The sequence below is a fragment of the Myroides sp. genome (assembly GCF_032073645.1).
Lineage (GTDB): Bacteria > Bacteroidota > Bacteroidia > Flavobacteriales > Flavobacteriaceae > Flavobacterium > Flavobacterium odoratimimum.
In genome coordinates this window covers 1-14518 of record NZ_DAMANB010000025.1, presented here as the reverse complement: position 1 = coordinate 14518, position 14518 = coordinate 1, and the positions used below count along the sequence as shown (strand labels likewise).

Below are 14518 nucleotides of genomic sequence, written 5' to 3'. Positions count from 1 at the left end.
GTAATTAAAAATGTTCTGAAGCGTTCGTTGTATTCATAAAGATAAAACCATCGAAGTGTTCTCTTAGTTTCACATTAGGAATAGTCATGTATTTTGCTTGTTCTTCTTGAGTCATTATTTTATACCCTATCCAATTCATTTTTTTAGGTGTATCAAATATACTTGAAGGAGTATTTTTAAAGTTGACAAAGTAGTTCTTCTCAGTGTAATGCTCCATCTGTTGTTCTAATGAATTATCTTGTACTGTAGGTAAGTCATATGAAGCGTATTTACTTTCTTTTACATCTATATTATCGTTCATCGCACTGAAGGTACCATTGGCAGTAAAAGTTGCTAAAGAGTAAAACTCATTACCATATTGCTTTTTGATGTATTCTCCCATTGGGTCAATAAAAGATGTAGTAAGACCGATGTGTCCATTATGAGCGATGATAACCATCTTTTGGTTATATAAAGACTGTGTTCTCATCGCTATCTCAGCCATAGCATAATCTCGAGTATAGTTTTCATTTCTTTGACCAACCTCATATAACATTCTAAAACCTAGCTCTAAATTATAAAATGCAATCTTTGCATCTGTAGAAAGTTTATCACCGTATTTAGTAGTCATTTCTTTAGTTAATTGAAAAGCCTGTGTACCTACTTTGATCAAGTTGTCATAATCTTTTTCAAAGGTTTCATCATTGGATTTTGCCCAATTATAATCGAGTACCTTAGCTGGAGAATCCAGTGAAATTGACCACCTAATTCCGTTAAAAGTGATCACTTAATTCCGGTGGAAAGTGACCACCTAATTCCGGTGAAATTGACCACCTAAAAAACCAAGTTAAAACATGTCTAAATATCTTAGCTAAAATGCAAGAGATATGGCTAATAAAAAGATCGACATGTTACAATTAAAACAACTACTACGTCTATATACTCAAGGAGTAAGTAAACTTCAAATAAGTTCCCAATTAGGTCTTTCACGTAATACTGTTAAGAAATATATTACTCTCTTTACGACTTCAAAATTCACTTATGAAGAGATAAAAGAATTAAATGATACAGATATAGAAGATTTATTTGACACTAAAGAATTGGATTCTGATGAAAAAGAAGCAATCTTGTATAAATATTTCCCTTACTTTACTAAAGAACTACTTAAAACGGGAGTAACAAGACATATCTTGTGGCAAGAGTACCTTTTGAAACATCCTGAAGGTTATCGTTATTCTCAATTTTGCTATCATTTGCGAACTTGGCAGAAAAAAACATCTCCTTCTTTACACATGCAACACAAAGCTGGAGATAAGATGTTTGTTGATTACACAGGGAAAAAGTTGTCTATTATTGATAAATCTACAGGAGAAATAACTTCTGTAGAAGTATTTATTTCTATTCTTGGTTCAAGTAGAATGACTTATGTAGAAGCCAGTCTAACTCAAAATACAGAAGATTTTATATCAAGTCTCACCAATTCCTTACATTTTTATCAAGGAGTCCCACTTGCCATTGTACCTGACAACTTAAAAGCAGCTGTAACTAAAAGTGATAAATACGAACCTAAAATAGCTCATAATCTTCAAGACTTTGCTCTACATTATAACACAACTATTTTACCCGCAAGAAGTTATAAGCCAAAGGATAAAGCCTTAGTAGAGAATGCAGTAAAAACAATCTATACTCGTGTATTTGCTCCTCTTAGAAATAGAGAGTTCTTTAGTTTGCAAGAACTAAATCAAGCAATAGCAGAATTGTTAGAACAGCATAATGAAAAACTACTTTCACGAGAAAGAGTTTCAAGAAAAACGTTGTTTAAAGAAATTGAACAACCTGTTTTACAATCACTACCAGCACACAGGTATGAATTAAAATATGCTATAAAAGCAACTGTTCAAAAAATTAGTCACATCTACCTAAATAAAGATAAACACTACTATAGTGTTCCTTTCCATTATATTGGTAAAAAGGTAAATATTCTTTATAGCAAAGATATTGTTGATATATATCACAATCAAAGACTTATCGCTTCACACAATAGAGAATTAGGAAAGTATCGGTATACTACTGTAAAGGAACATATGCCTTCATCTCACCAATATATCACAGATTGGAATCCTACACAGTTTTTGAAATGGGGACAAGAAATAGGAGAATCTACACAAAAATATTTAGCAATGATATTAGATAAGCGACAGCACCCAGAACAATCATATAAGTCTTGTGCTGGAATTTTAAGCTTAGGTAAACGCTTTTCTAATATTCGATTAGAAAAAGCCTGTACACGGGGTTTAGAATACGAAAGATATAGTTATAAAATGATCAAAAGCATTTTAGAAAAGGGATTAGATGCTATTGAAGAACAACCATTAAACAAAGAAAGAGAAGTTCCTACTCATCAGAATATCAGAGGAGCAGCTTATTATCAATAGAACAATAATATTAAATTATAGAAACATGAATCAAACAACTTTAGAAAAATTAAAGTATTTAAAACTTTATGGAATGCATAGAGCATTCGCATCAACACTACAACTTCCTACTTCGGATTATACAAATGATCAACTTATTGCTTATTTAACTGATAGTGAATATGATGATAGGGAGAACAGAAAGATAGAAAGACTAATAAATACAGCTAAATTTAGATACAAAGCTTATATACAGGATATTAATATAGATTCATCCAGAAATATTGATAGGAATATGATTGATCGATTAGCTGCTTGTCAATTTATAAAACAGCAACAAAACGTATTAATTACTGGTAGTACAGGAGTAGGAAAAAGTTATATTGCTTCTGCAATTGGTTATCAAGCTTGTATGTTAGGATATAAAGTCATGTACTTTAGTATCAATAAACTATTCTCTAAATTAAAGATGGCTAAAGGAGATGGTTCTTTTTCTAAGGAAATAGATCGAATTGAAAAACAAGACCTAATTATATTAGATGATTTTGGATTACAACCCTTAGACAATCTTAAAAGACAAGATTTTATGGAAATTATTGAAGATCGCCATGGTAAGAGATCTACAATTATAGCTTCACAACTTCCCATTGAAACATGGCATGATATAATTGGAGAACAAACTATAGCTGACGCTATTTTAGATAGAATGGTACATAATTCTATTAGAATTGAACTTCATGGGGAGTCTTTAAGAAGTAAAAATACATTAGCAAAAATTCAACAAAACTCTATTAAATAACTATACTTATTTTTTGTATTTTTAACTGAAATATAAAACATGTTTTTGACTTGATTTTAGGTGGTCACTTTCCACCGGAATAACATGGTCACTTTCTCCGGAATCTACAAATAGTATACTACATGATTTTTTAGGATGAGGGATAATTCTTAACTTCGCCTGCCGAAAAGAAACAGTTCATAGGAAGGTTGTTTTTGTAGTAAACAATAGGACTTAGAGGGCTGTTTAGCTATTTGTATTTTGTGCTAAATAAAGGGTGTGAGATTAGAAATAGCGAGGTTATATACGTTGGATTTTATAAGATAAATAGAATCAGGTATATAGATTTAAATTAATCAGTGAAGATGACTTATACAGAGGTAAAAATAAAGATAGATAACTTACAGCAACAAGTAGAGGCACTAGGAGGATTGAATAGTGAGCAATTTGTAACGCTGTCAGAGAAGTATAGATTAGAGTGTAACTATTACTCTAACGGTACAGAGGGAAATACACTGACTAAAGAAGAGATACGCAGCATGATTGCGGGAATGGTGAATGTGGAGAATAAACCTCTTCGTGATTTGATGGAAATCAAGAAGCATGATGAGGTCTTAAAAGATATGTTAGGTGGAGGATTAGTAGAAGTGCATCTGTCTGAGAAGTATATCAAAGAGCTCCACGCTAAGCTGATGTATGAAGAAGATGCAGAGAAGAAACTAACGATAGGACAATGGAAGCAATCTCCTAATGAGATGGTTACTTATAAGGGGGATAAATATCCTTATATAGGAGTGACAGAGGTCAAAGCAGAGATGAAGGAGCTGATCAATCGTACGAATGAGGCTATTGATTATATACTGAAAGGGAAGAAATATGCACCACACCCTATCGATGTGGCATTAAACTTTCATGTTGATTTCTTGAAGATTAGTCCTTTTGATAAAGGGAATAGAGTTATCGCACGTATGCTGAGTAATCAGATTTTGATTGCATTCGTATATACTCCGTTTTGGATTACAGATAAGGAGAACAAAGCGTATGAACAATACCTTGCAGATGTATTATGCTATGAGGGAGCTAAAGATGATTTGTTTGGTCATATAGGTCAACAAATTCTTCGTTCTCAACAGATGGTGGTGGATATTCAAGAAGGGAAGTCTATTGAAGAATCTGAGAAGTTCTACAACCAAATAGAGATGCTTAAGCGTCAATTAAAAGCGAAAGAGGAAGAGCAGAGTAAGGTTAAATCAGCTGCATGGTTAGAGTCTGTATTTACACATTCGATACGTCCTTTATTTACAGAAGTAGAAAATAATGTAATGGAGAGTTTTGGAGACTTATTTGATGAGATTATAGGTCAGTATACTTTAGATGTTTCAGAAGAAGAGATAGAAGAATTAGTGGAGGAAGAATTACTTTCTGATACTATAGAGCACCAAGAAGAGGAGTCTATTATTAATGAAGAGGAAGTAGTAGAAGAAGAGTCTATGACTAGTGAGGAAGAAGTGGTAGTAGAGGAAGAAAGTGTTGCTACTGAAGATGAGGTATCAGAAGAGAATGAAGTAGAAGAGGAAAGTTCTAATGAAATAGATTTAGACAACCCAAGTATTGTATGGGATAGAGCAGAAGGAATACAATCTGTTATCCGTTTAGATGGATTCAAACTAATAGAAGGAGCAGAAACTATAGAAGTAGGTTTAGCTTGTGTGTTTACTGAATTGACTTATGTGATAGACTTAGGCAATGGTACAGTATTCGAGAAAGAGTACGATCAGCAATTAGAAGTTCAGGATATTAAAGTAATTAGCGATTATACTTGTGAGTTGATTGTCAAAAAAATCAATGAGATATAAGTATTTTTAGAAGATATAGTAGAAGAGAAGCACTGTTTATGACAGTGCTTTTTTTGTGGGAATAAGATAATTATTTTGATATTATTCATTGATTTGGAATGTTCTTTGATGATGAGTAAGTGTTTAGTTTTAAAATACTTAGTTATGGATATAGAAGCTCACTTACATCCTAATTATAGGATTTGTAGTATGTCTCCAGTGGAGATAAAAGAAGAATTGTCTACGTGGACAAGAGAAGAAATGATAGCATGGTTATGTTGGAGTAGTCCTACAGGGATTTTTATAGATAGTGAGGCTATCGTAGAGTATGGAGATATTGTCTGGAGAAATGAAGCGATAGATTTGATTATGTATAAGATAGAAATCATGCAGAAAGAAGAATAAGTAATTAAAATAGCGTATTTTTAAATAACTAATTTAGATGTAGATAGTTATGAAATACCTTTTTATCGTCTTTGGATTATTTGTATTAGTAGGATGTCAATCATCTAAAGAGAAGAATAAATATATTGAAGAACGCCAACTTAGTGAGGCGCAAGCAATAAAGCAGGATGGTATTATAGCTCAATATGCTACTAATGGAGCCCATCAGTATAATTACTACTTAGATATGAATAAGTGGCAAACCAATTTAGATGAAGGGCTGAAGCAGGATAGCACAATAGCTTATCTATGGCAACAGAAAGCAATGCCTTATTTTAAAAATAGGAAGTATGAGGTAGGTATGGAGTACCTAGATAAAGCTGTACGCTATGATGTGAAGCGTTATTTGCCTTATAGGGCTTTTATTAAGTGTGTATTTCTTAAGACTTATAAAGATGCAATTGCAGATTTTGAAGAATGTCTAACTCGTTGGGGAGATAGGTATGAAATGGATCATACATATACCTTTTATATCGGATTGTCTTATTTACAATTGAATGAATTTGACACAGCAGAACAATACTTTTTAAGAGCAGTAGAGAAGCAGAAAGAAATGTTTCAAGATATACACCACGTTGATTTGTTCTATTTAGGGATTGTCAAGTATGAACAAGAATTGTATCAAGATGCAATTGACTATTTTGATAAGGCAATTAAGGAGTATAAAGAGTTTTCGGATGCCTATTATTATAAAGCTCTTTGTCAAGATAAGCTAAACGATAATGTAGCAAATGATACATTTAAGTTATTCGTGGAATATAATAAGATGGGATACTCTATCAATGAAGCGAATGCTATTTATGAATTATATCCTTATCAGATAAAACGACAGTATGCAAATTAGTTGTTTTTAGGGATGCTTATTATTTGTAATAATATCTACATTTGCTGAAAATATAGAAGGTATGAAAAGAGCATTAATGCTGATATGTATAGTAGCTATAACGATGAGCTGCAAACAGAATAATACAATTGAGAAGAAAGCTGTAGAACAGGCTGGTACGGAGATGACCGTGTCTGTTCCTGAAAACGAGCAAGTAAAGCAGTTGCAAAGTGAGCTATTAGTTCCGATGGAGATTAGTGATAAAGAGGCTAAAGAAGTGACTAAGAAGTATGGATTAGAGTTTGGAGGTAGTTGCTACGCTTGTGATGTTGCTAATATTATTATAGACGGAGAGATGATAAACTTGATGAACGCATGTGATTTACAAACGCAGATCTCTTATAAGATTACTAAAATAGAGGAGAAGGATAAGACGATAACCATACATACTCCATTAAATGAGTTCGTTTTTGAAAGAGTAGATGATTATCCTGTGTATCAATTAACTGTAAAAGGACAAGTAATCGATCAAGAACTGTATAGACCTGCAGGCTTTTATACTTTAAAGAGCTTATTAGAGTCTTTTGATGTTCATGATTGTGGTGACTTTGAGGGATAGGAGTTGGTTTACAGTTATCAGTTTATGGTTAACAGAGGATTATTTAAATAATATATAGAAGTCAAAGCATATGCTTTGACTTTTTTGTTTTTGTTCGTAACGAATAGAACGTTTTTAATACTTATCTTGTAGTATAAATTAAAAAGATATGCTAACTCTCTTGAAGTATTTACTAGATATACGATTTAGAAAATATGTGTCTAAAGGAGACTATATAGCTATGACGTTGATCTGTGGGCTTTATATAGGTACTGCTGTATTAGCCTATTTTAATTACGCCATAGTAAAAGGTATATTTTATTTTGTGTTTCTAGATGCTATTCTATATCATATGAGTAGAACAGATATAGAATTATTAAAAGTATATAAGCATTATCGGATAGTACTGTGGTTTGAATATCTGTTGTATAGTTTTCCTTTTTTAGTTGTGCTGATAGCAAACCAAGAATATATAGGATTAGGAAGTGTAGTCGTATTATACTACCTCTTATCTTTTATTCCAAAAAAACAATCAACCGTGGTTAAGTATCCTTTTTCTTTAGTAGATCCTTTTTGGAGGATTAGTTTTAGGAAGTTTAAATTGTTGTGGATATTGCCTATAGTGATTTTGTTTAGTGTAATGGGAGTGAATCACAGTAATGAAAACTTGGTTATAGGGAGTTTTATCTTAGCAGGAATCTTAACAATGATACCGACTTTTGAAAGAGAAAGGGAAACAGAGATTATGACAAGCGTATTAAGTGGGGGAGAGTATTTAGAGCAACAGGTAAAAGTTCAGATGTTTAATTCTTTATTAGTTATAATACCTGTTTTACTATTGGTTTTAGTATTGTCATTTGATTGGAATTATGTGTTTTGGGGAGTATTAGTTTTAGTTTTACCAATGTGTAATACGGTATTAAAGTATCGTTTTTATAAGAGTGAATTAAAACATCAATTGTTTATAGCAAGTTGCTTTATAGGAATAGGTTTACCATTATTAGCAATGCCTTTTTTGTATAAACGAGCAATTCGTCAATTAAATCAGATAAAGAATGTTGAAAGTAAATATTAAAGAAAAGAGCTATGGTAATCATCTTGTTCTAAAAGACATTCAGTTTACTATAGATAAACCAGGTATTTATGGAGTAATGGGGAAAAATGGAGAGGGAAAGACTACGCTGTTTAAATGTATGCTTGGTTTAGAAAAATATAAAGGTACTGTTGAATTAAAAGACAAGGTTCTTTCTCTGCAAGAAGTAGGCTGGTGCAGTGCCGAACCTGCTGTATATGATGAGTTAACAGCAGAGGAGTTTTATACTTTTTACCAACATTTAATACAACAAAAAGGACTGGGGAATCAATTGTTGTTTGACTTGCCTTCTGATAAGTTAATCAAGGAATTCTCTACAGGGATGAGGAAAAAGGTCTATCTCAATGCTGTACTTCAGAAAGAGTATAAGATGTATATACTAGACGAACCTTTTAATGGGCTAGATATAGAGGCTAATTATTATTTGATGAAGTATCTAGAGCATTTGTCTCAAGAGAGTATTGTATTTATTTCTTCTCATATAGCAGATGTGTTATATAAACATTGTCAAGCTATTTTTATGATAAAGGATAAAGGTATCAAACGCTATGAGCAAGAGGAGTTTAAAGAAATAGAAGAAGAATTTTTTAAATAGAAAGAAATGATAAAATATAGTTATACCATTATGTATGTGGTAGATGTAGAGACTACTGTAAAGTTTTATGAAGAGGCATTTGGGTTTGTGCGTAAGTTCATCACTCCAGAGGCTGATTATGCAGAGCTTGTGTCAGGAGATACTACGATTGCTTTTGCACAAGTAGGGTTGGCAAGTAGTAATTTGAGTAAAGGGTATCAACAGGTGAGTAAAGAGAAACCTTTTGGGATCGAGTTAGGCTTTGTTGTGGATGATGTACCCTTAGCTATCCAAAAGGTAGAACAAGCGGGAGGCACAGTATATGAGCCTGTAACAGTAAAGCCTTGGGGACAGACGGTAGGGTATGTTTTAGATCATAATGGTTTCTTAATAGAGTTGTGTACAACGATATAAAGTATCCAAAAGGGATAAAGTTGTTTTGTGATTTTGCTATACATTTGCACTCTAATTCAGTTGTTTAAGAGTGTTTTACTATCGAGATAACGGATTGGATAATGTGTTTAATTGCAAATAGATTTTTATGATAGTGTGGGCAGGAAGGGGAATATTAGCCTTGTTATTTCCCTTATTAAGTTTAGGAATTGGTTTTCTAATTCCTCTACATGAGTATAGAGCGGAGATACTTCCTTTGAGTATTTCATTAGGAGGGCTGCTTACTTGGTACTTAGGAAGTAAATGGAATAAGATAGAGATATATTTTGATCCAGAAGACCAACAGTATTATAAGAGAGAAAATGATCATACACTATATTGGATTCCGATGCATTATATTGGTTTAGGAATTATGTTTATAGGAGCTACATCTCTTTTAGGAATTAATCTATGGGTAGGTATCCCTTTAGTATTAATCTATATTTATATAGTGGGATATGATTATTTTAAGAAAAAAGGGCTGGGAATACCTAGAGCTAAAATAAACCAACGTCCGATGAGTAGACAGGAGGCAGAGAGGAATATACCTCCAGCACTTCCTTCGAATAATTGGGAAAGTCGTAGATAGGTAATCTTCTCTGTATGTAACAGAAAAATACAAAAGAGAATAAGGTTGCGATTAGTTCTTTTATTACAGGATAATGTATGGTGTAAGCTAGATTGTATTATGGTTGTGATGTATAGTATAAAGTAAGTAAATGATGGTGTATCAAGGTGTTTATACTCATAAGAATAAGAGTTTTCCTATTGAAATACATAGCGATGGAGAATATCTCTCTGTAGAAATAGAAGGATTACTGTTTAAAGGGAGAGAGTTTACTGATTTATGTTATCAAGGAGATTTAGAAGAAGGAATCATTCATAGTACATGGATAACTCTTGCCTCAGATCTAGATAACTGTTTGACAGATTGTCAATTTGAATTTACTGTATCTCAGTATTTATTGTCATCAGATGGGATTACAGAGCTTGCAGAATTAATGATGTGCTTTAGTCATGGTAGCTATAAAGAATCCGATAATGCAAGTTTCTATGAAGAAGTTAGGACTGAATTGACATGGAAGGAAGAGGTTTTTGTAGGGAAGAGTGGATTTGTTGAGGTAGCGTTTGACCAATTAAAGAAACAATTGCCTCAAGGGTATTCAATTAAGAATTGTTATGGTTGTCTATATGGTGATTATAGTATTTATGGAAATAGCTCTTTTGGAACAATGATGTGCTTTAAGCATATGAAGCAAAAGTATACTGAAGTAGGTAATAAAGAAGATTATAGTGATTTATGTGTAGATGAAAGTGATCTTATCGAATGGGTACAAGAGATAAATTGTTGTGATGAGTTTGAGGTAAGAGGGAATGGTGGAGCTTATAGATAGATGAGGTGATTGAATAGAAAATAATATTACACTAATACTGCAGAATGAAAAAGGAGTAGGAGTAAAAGGGAAGAGTTGTTTATTGTAATAGGTTAAGTTAGAGGAACAAGTTTAAGTTTTTGATAATGATGTATCTGTTGTTGATTGTTTTGATTATAGGAGGTCTAGTTTTTTATAAAAAAAACGCAGATAAGAAACGTATACCTATCAAAGAGTATACTTTAGTTTCGGAAGAATTAATTACAGTTTCTTTAAATAATGCAGAAGTAAGACAACACCGTTATCATTATGATTCTACTAAAGATAAAATTGCTTTTTTAAATAAAGACTTTAGATACAGTCTTGCTGAACAACGTGCTGGAATTGATAATATTTGGTTTCAAAAGAAACATACTACTGAATATGACCTAAAGCAAAATAGAATAAACTATATTGAAAGTTTAGAATTAAATGAAGTACGTATACCGCTGTTGTTTGATGGTAAAGAGATGCAAGCTGTTGCTGCAATGGATATAGATCGATCTACTCTAGAGATACATTTATTTAATGAGAAAGAAGTCAAGGTATTGGCTCAGAAATACGAAACAAAATCAGGAGAAGTGAAGTATGATTGTGTTTTTGGTTTTGATTTTCTCTTAAGTGATAGCAAGTATGGAGAGATGTACTATACTACCTATATGCTTTATAGTAATATAAGGTAAGTAAGAGATTAATAGTCTTTATCTATCTAGATATAAATAAATGATGAGGAATTAATATGTAAGTATGAGTCTGTTTAAGGATATTTGTTTTTATAAAAAAGAATAGAAGATGTATATAGTAAATTTAGATATAGAGACAAACCAATTAGAAGAAACAAAAGCGTTTTATACAGAGGTATTGGATTTTGATATTATTGAAGAGTCAAAAGGTAGTTTTGCTGTACAGGCAGGAGAGACGATTCTTACATTTAAAGAAGTAAATACGCCTATCAATGTATATCACTTTGCTTTTAACATTCCTTCTAATCAGATAGAAGAAGCATTAATCTGGTCAAGAGAGCATGTTGATTTAATAGAGAATGTAGAAGGTAATTTGGTTACTCATTTTGAAGCATGGAAGGCGAAGTCTATTTATTTTACAGATAACAACGGGAATATCTTAGAGTTTATAGCAAGAGAAGATATTTTACTTTCATTGAAAGGACCTTTTGATCCTGTACAAATTACTTGTATTAGTGAGATAGGTGTAGTGGTAGAGAAACCAATAGTCGAGGCAGAGAAGTTAATTCAAGAATATAATCTAAGCTATTTTAAAAAGGCAGAGCCTACAGAGCAATTCTTAGCTTTAGGTGATGATCAAGGTTTGATTATTATGGTGACACCTGATCGCAATTGGTATCCTACTAATATCCCTGCTAAGTTTACCAACTCAGAAATGATCGTAGAGAATAATGAAATGATGATTTCTTTAAAGAGTAAAGATTTGTATTAATAAAATATAAAAGAGACTATTCGGTAGTCTCTTTTTCTTTTAATAAGGTTTCGCCCCAAGTATTTAGTTTCCATAAAACTTCTACTAATTGTTCTCCTAGTGGGGTAAGGAAATATTCTACTCTAGGAGGAAGTTCATTATAACTTACTTTGTACAAGACTCCGTCTTGTTCTAATTCTTTTAGTTGTTGGTTAAGTACACGACGGTCTACTTTCATGATTCCTTTTAGCATTTCGCTTGGTCGTTTATGACCTTGATTGATTTGCCAAACGATGGGAATTTTCCACTTTCCACTGATGGCATTCACTGCAAATTCAAGTGGACAAATTTTTTCTTCTATTGCTCGTGCTTTTGTATTCATAAAAGTGACTTTTTTATCCCTATGGGGTAAATATATGCGGTATTGTATGATAATAAAGTGATTATCATCTTTGCAAAAATAAGATTTTAATATGAAAGAAATAAAACAAGCATTAGATACAATTACTCAAGGAATGCAATCACAAGTACCAGTGGAAATTCTAAACGCTTTTGGAAATTCTAAACGCTTTTGGAAATTCTATTGCAGATTTGCAAACAAAAAGTTTTGGCACAAAGTCAGAAGTAGGAATGATGTTTTCTTCTATAGAAGTGATAAATGAAAATAATCAGAAGGTTTCTATTGACAAGTTGTTTCAAGGGAAAAAGACCTTAGTGAGTTTTGTACGAGGAAATTGGTGTCCTTTTTGTAATATAGAGATGGCTCATTTAATGAGTTATTATCCAATGTTACAAGAAAAAGGAGTTGAGGTAATTGTGGTATCTCCAATGAATATAGAGCAACTTAGAGAATGGAAGAGAGAACTTCAAATGCCCTTTTCGGTTGTTCAGGATGAGGACTTAACATTAGGTGAGGCATTAGATATCAAATTTGAACTGCAGGATTTCGTACAGCCTCATTATGAAATGCTTGGAATAGATCTAAAGCATCTGAATCAAACAGAAAAAGCGGAGTTAAATATACCTGCTGTCTATTTAGTAGATGAAGAGGGAAGAATTAGCTTTAGATATATGGATGTGAATTATGGTAATCGATTAGAATTGAAAGAGGTAATTAATGTTTTGTAACATTTAGACTGTATATTTATCTTTACAGTAGAGTCCTAATATTATATAGATAAAGAATAAAGCTCGTAAGAGCTTTATTTTGTTTTAAGAATGTTCATTATGGAGAATAGAAAAGGAGCAAGGTCAATTAAAGATATTCCTGAAGATGTTTTAGCGATGTTAAATAAAGGTGAGTTGTCAAGTGTGAATTTGACAGAATGGCTAGCTATTGATCAGAGGTTGTTGGTACAGCATGTATTATCAGATTTAAAAAAAGACACTTATATAGACATAGTATTAGATGCTATAGAGAGTATAAAAAAGCCAACAGTGAATTCTATTAATCAGTGTATAGGATATACTCTGTTTTGTTTAACAAAAGAAAATGAAGATGAAGAATTGTTTGAGCTACTGAAAAAGCATAAAAGTGATTTAGTACGCTGTTGGGCGACCTATTTCATAGGTTATGATGAAACATTAAGTATCAGTGAAAAGCTAGAAGAGATTAAATACTTTGCGGCGGATGCTCATTTTGGTGTTAGAGAAATTTGTTGGATGGCGGTACGTGCTGATATCACAGATAATCTAGAGGAAAGTATACAACTACTACTTGACTGGACTAGTGATAAAAATGAATACATAAGAAGGTTTGCGACAGAGTCAACTCGACCTAGAGGAGTGTGGTGTAAACATATTGACAAACTAAAAGAGGATCCTGAAATGGGACTTCCTTTATTAGAAGCTTTGAAAGGAGATACTTCTAAGTATGTGAAGGATAGTGTCGGTAATTGGTTAAATGATGCATCTAAAACAAGGCCTGATTTTGTTATAGGAATTTGTAATCAATGGGAAAACGAAAGCACTTCTAAGGATATTTTATACATCATAAAGAAAGCAACAAGAAGCTTGTAAATAAAAAAAAATATGTGTTTTTAATAAAAAATATCTTGTTTCGCGCTTTTATGAGATTTTCACAATGTCAATGATTGACGTAATGTGAATTGTTAGTGTTGTTTTTTACTTTTTTGTTGAACTGTTTTAATAGTTTTTGTTTGGATATATTTTTAATATTGAAATTTCGTTGTTTTATTAATTTCAATATTGTTTGAAATTAAGGTTATATTTATATTATATGTTTATTTTTTGTTTTTTTGATAAAAATGAGTGTTTGACTTTTTTAAAACGTATTTGTATATATTAAAAAAATACAAATAATTTGAATTGTTTAAGATATAATTGGTTTTTATATTATTTTTTATCAAAAAAAAATAGGTTATAGTGTCTCAAAGTTTCTTAAAAATGGATAGTAATTTAAAAATAATATATAATGTTGTGAGAACTAATGTTTTAGTATCTTTATCAATGAAAAGAAAATTAAATTTTGTTGTTTTATGAAAGCAGAAGTACAATTCAATGACTTCACAGGAAGTATTGCGGCTGATATATCAGATATCATCGCAGCAAAAAAAGGGAATTACATCAGTAGTATTGGGGAGTACTTTGATGTAGATCAAGAAAGATTTAAAGTTGTAGGAATATCGGATCAACGTTAAAAGTTGGGGAGGAAAGTGTAAAATAATATCTTTGTGCTATGA

18 protein-coding genes are annotated in these 14518 nt (G+C 31.9%); 16 read left to right on the top strand and 2 right to left on the bottom strand.

Annotation, left to right across the window (positions count from 1 at the left end):
* Window positions 1-4 precede the first annotated feature (4 nt).
* Window positions 5-766 (bottom strand): erythromycin esterase family protein, encoded by a 762-nt coding sequence (locus RT228_RS15495; protein WP_006262031.1) that lies wholly within the window; start codon window positions 764-766, stop codon window positions 5-7.
* Between the two features lie 100 nt (window positions 767-866).
* Between RT228_RS15495 and istA the strand changes: the two genes are divergently transcribed.
* The 13 genes from istA to RT228_RS15430 all read left to right on the top strand — a co-directional run bounded on the left by istA (window position 867) and on the right by RT228_RS15430 (window position 11837).
* On the top strand, window positions 867-2414 hold the full coding sequence (gene istA, locus RT228_RS15490; RefSeq protein WP_006260108.1) for an IS21 family transposase: 1548 nt from the start codon (window positions 867-869) through the stop codon (window positions 2412-2414).
* Window positions 2415-2439: 25 nt separating this feature from the next.
* Complete coding sequence (istB, locus tag RT228_RS15485; RefSeq protein ID WP_006260107.1) at window positions 2440-3192, top strand: IS21-like element helper ATPase IstB; 753 nt, start codon at window positions 2440-2442, stop codon at window positions 3190-3192.
* A 344-nt stretch (window positions 3193-3536) separates the two neighbouring features.
* Window positions 3537-5027, top strand: coding sequence for a Fic family protein (locus RT228_RS15480; protein WP_006262028.1), 1491 nt, complete (start codon window positions 3537-3539; stop codon window positions 5025-5027).
* A gap of 144 nt (window positions 5028-5171) precedes the next feature.
* On the top strand, window positions 5172-5411 hold the full coding sequence (locus RT228_RS15475) for a hypothetical protein (RefSeq protein WP_006262027.1): 240 nt from the start codon (window positions 5172-5174) through the stop codon (window positions 5409-5411).
* 49 nt (window positions 5412-5460) lie between these two features.
* Complete coding sequence (locus RT228_RS15470; protein ID WP_006262026.1) at window positions 5461-6294, top strand: tetratricopeptide repeat protein; 834 nt, start codon at window positions 5461-5463, stop codon at window positions 6292-6294.
* A gap of 61 nt (window positions 6295-6355) precedes the next feature.
* A complete protein-coding gene (locus RT228_RS15465; RefSeq protein ID WP_006262025.1) occupies window positions 6356-6892 on the top strand; it encodes a hypothetical protein in 537 nt (178 codons plus the stop codon).
* 148 nt (window positions 6893-7040) lie between these two features.
* A complete protein-coding gene (locus RT228_RS15460) occupies window positions 7041-7946 on the top strand; it encodes a hypothetical protein (RefSeq protein ID WP_006262024.1) in 906 nt (301 codons plus the stop codon).
* Window positions 7927-8559 (top strand): ATP-binding cassette domain-containing protein, encoded by a 633-nt coding sequence (locus tag RT228_RS15455; protein ID WP_006262023.1) that lies wholly within the window; start codon window positions 7927-7929, stop codon window positions 8557-8559. Before RT228_RS15460 ends, RT228_RS15455 begins: the two co-directional genes overlap by 20 nt.
* 30 nt (window positions 8560-8589) lie before the next feature.
* Window positions 8590-8952, top strand: a complete 363-nt coding sequence (locus tag RT228_RS15450; protein ID WP_006267007.1) for a VOC family protein — start codon at window positions 8590-8592, stop codon at window positions 8950-8952.
* 127 nt (window positions 8953-9079) lie between these two features.
* Window positions 9080-9559: a hypothetical protein gene (locus RT228_RS15445; RefSeq protein WP_006262019.1), complete on the top strand. Its 480-nt coding sequence runs from the start codon at window positions 9080-9082 to the stop codon at window positions 9557-9559.
* Between the two features lie 130 nt (window positions 9560-9689).
* Window positions 9690-10364, top strand: coding sequence for a DUF6304 family protein (locus tag RT228_RS15440; protein WP_225600935.1), 675 nt, complete (start codon window positions 9690-9692; stop codon window positions 10362-10364).
* A gap of 125 nt (window positions 10365-10489) precedes the next feature.
* Window positions 10490-11065, top strand: a complete 576-nt coding sequence (locus RT228_RS15435; RefSeq protein ID WP_225581638.1) for a hypothetical protein — start codon at window positions 10490-10492, stop codon at window positions 11063-11065.
* 109 nt (window positions 11066-11174) lie between these two features.
* On the top strand, window positions 11175-11837 hold the full coding sequence (locus RT228_RS15430) for a VOC family protein (RefSeq protein ID WP_006260317.1): 663 nt from the start codon (window positions 11175-11177) through the stop codon (window positions 11835-11837).
* 16 nt (window positions 11838-11853) lie between these two features.
* Here the strand turns inward: RT228_RS15430 and RT228_RS15425 are convergent, their stop codons facing one another.
* Window positions 11854-12198, bottom strand: a complete 345-nt coding sequence (locus RT228_RS15425; protein WP_006260316.1) for a winged helix-turn-helix transcriptional regulator — start codon at window positions 12196-12198, stop codon at window positions 11854-11856.
* A 248-nt stretch (window positions 12199-12446) separates the two neighbouring features.
* Between RT228_RS15425 and RT228_RS15420 the strand changes: the two genes are divergently transcribed.
* From RT228_RS15420 to RT228_RS15410, 3 genes are all read left to right on the top strand, one after another.
* On the top strand, window positions 12447-12944 hold the full coding sequence (locus RT228_RS15420; RefSeq protein ID WP_313138763.1) for a peroxiredoxin-like family protein: 498 nt from the start codon (window positions 12447-12449) through the stop codon (window positions 12942-12944).
* A 99-nt stretch (window positions 12945-13043) separates the two neighbouring features.
* Entirely contained in the window at window positions 13044-13835 is a 792-nt protein-coding gene (locus RT228_RS15415; protein ID WP_006262015.1) for a DNA alkylation repair protein, read from the top strand.
* Window positions 13836-14314: 479 nt separating this feature from the next.
* Entirely contained in the window at window positions 14315-14476 is a 162-nt protein-coding gene (locus RT228_RS15410) for a hypothetical protein (RefSeq protein WP_225600936.1), read from the top strand.
* Window positions 14477-14518: the final 42 nt, after the last annotated feature.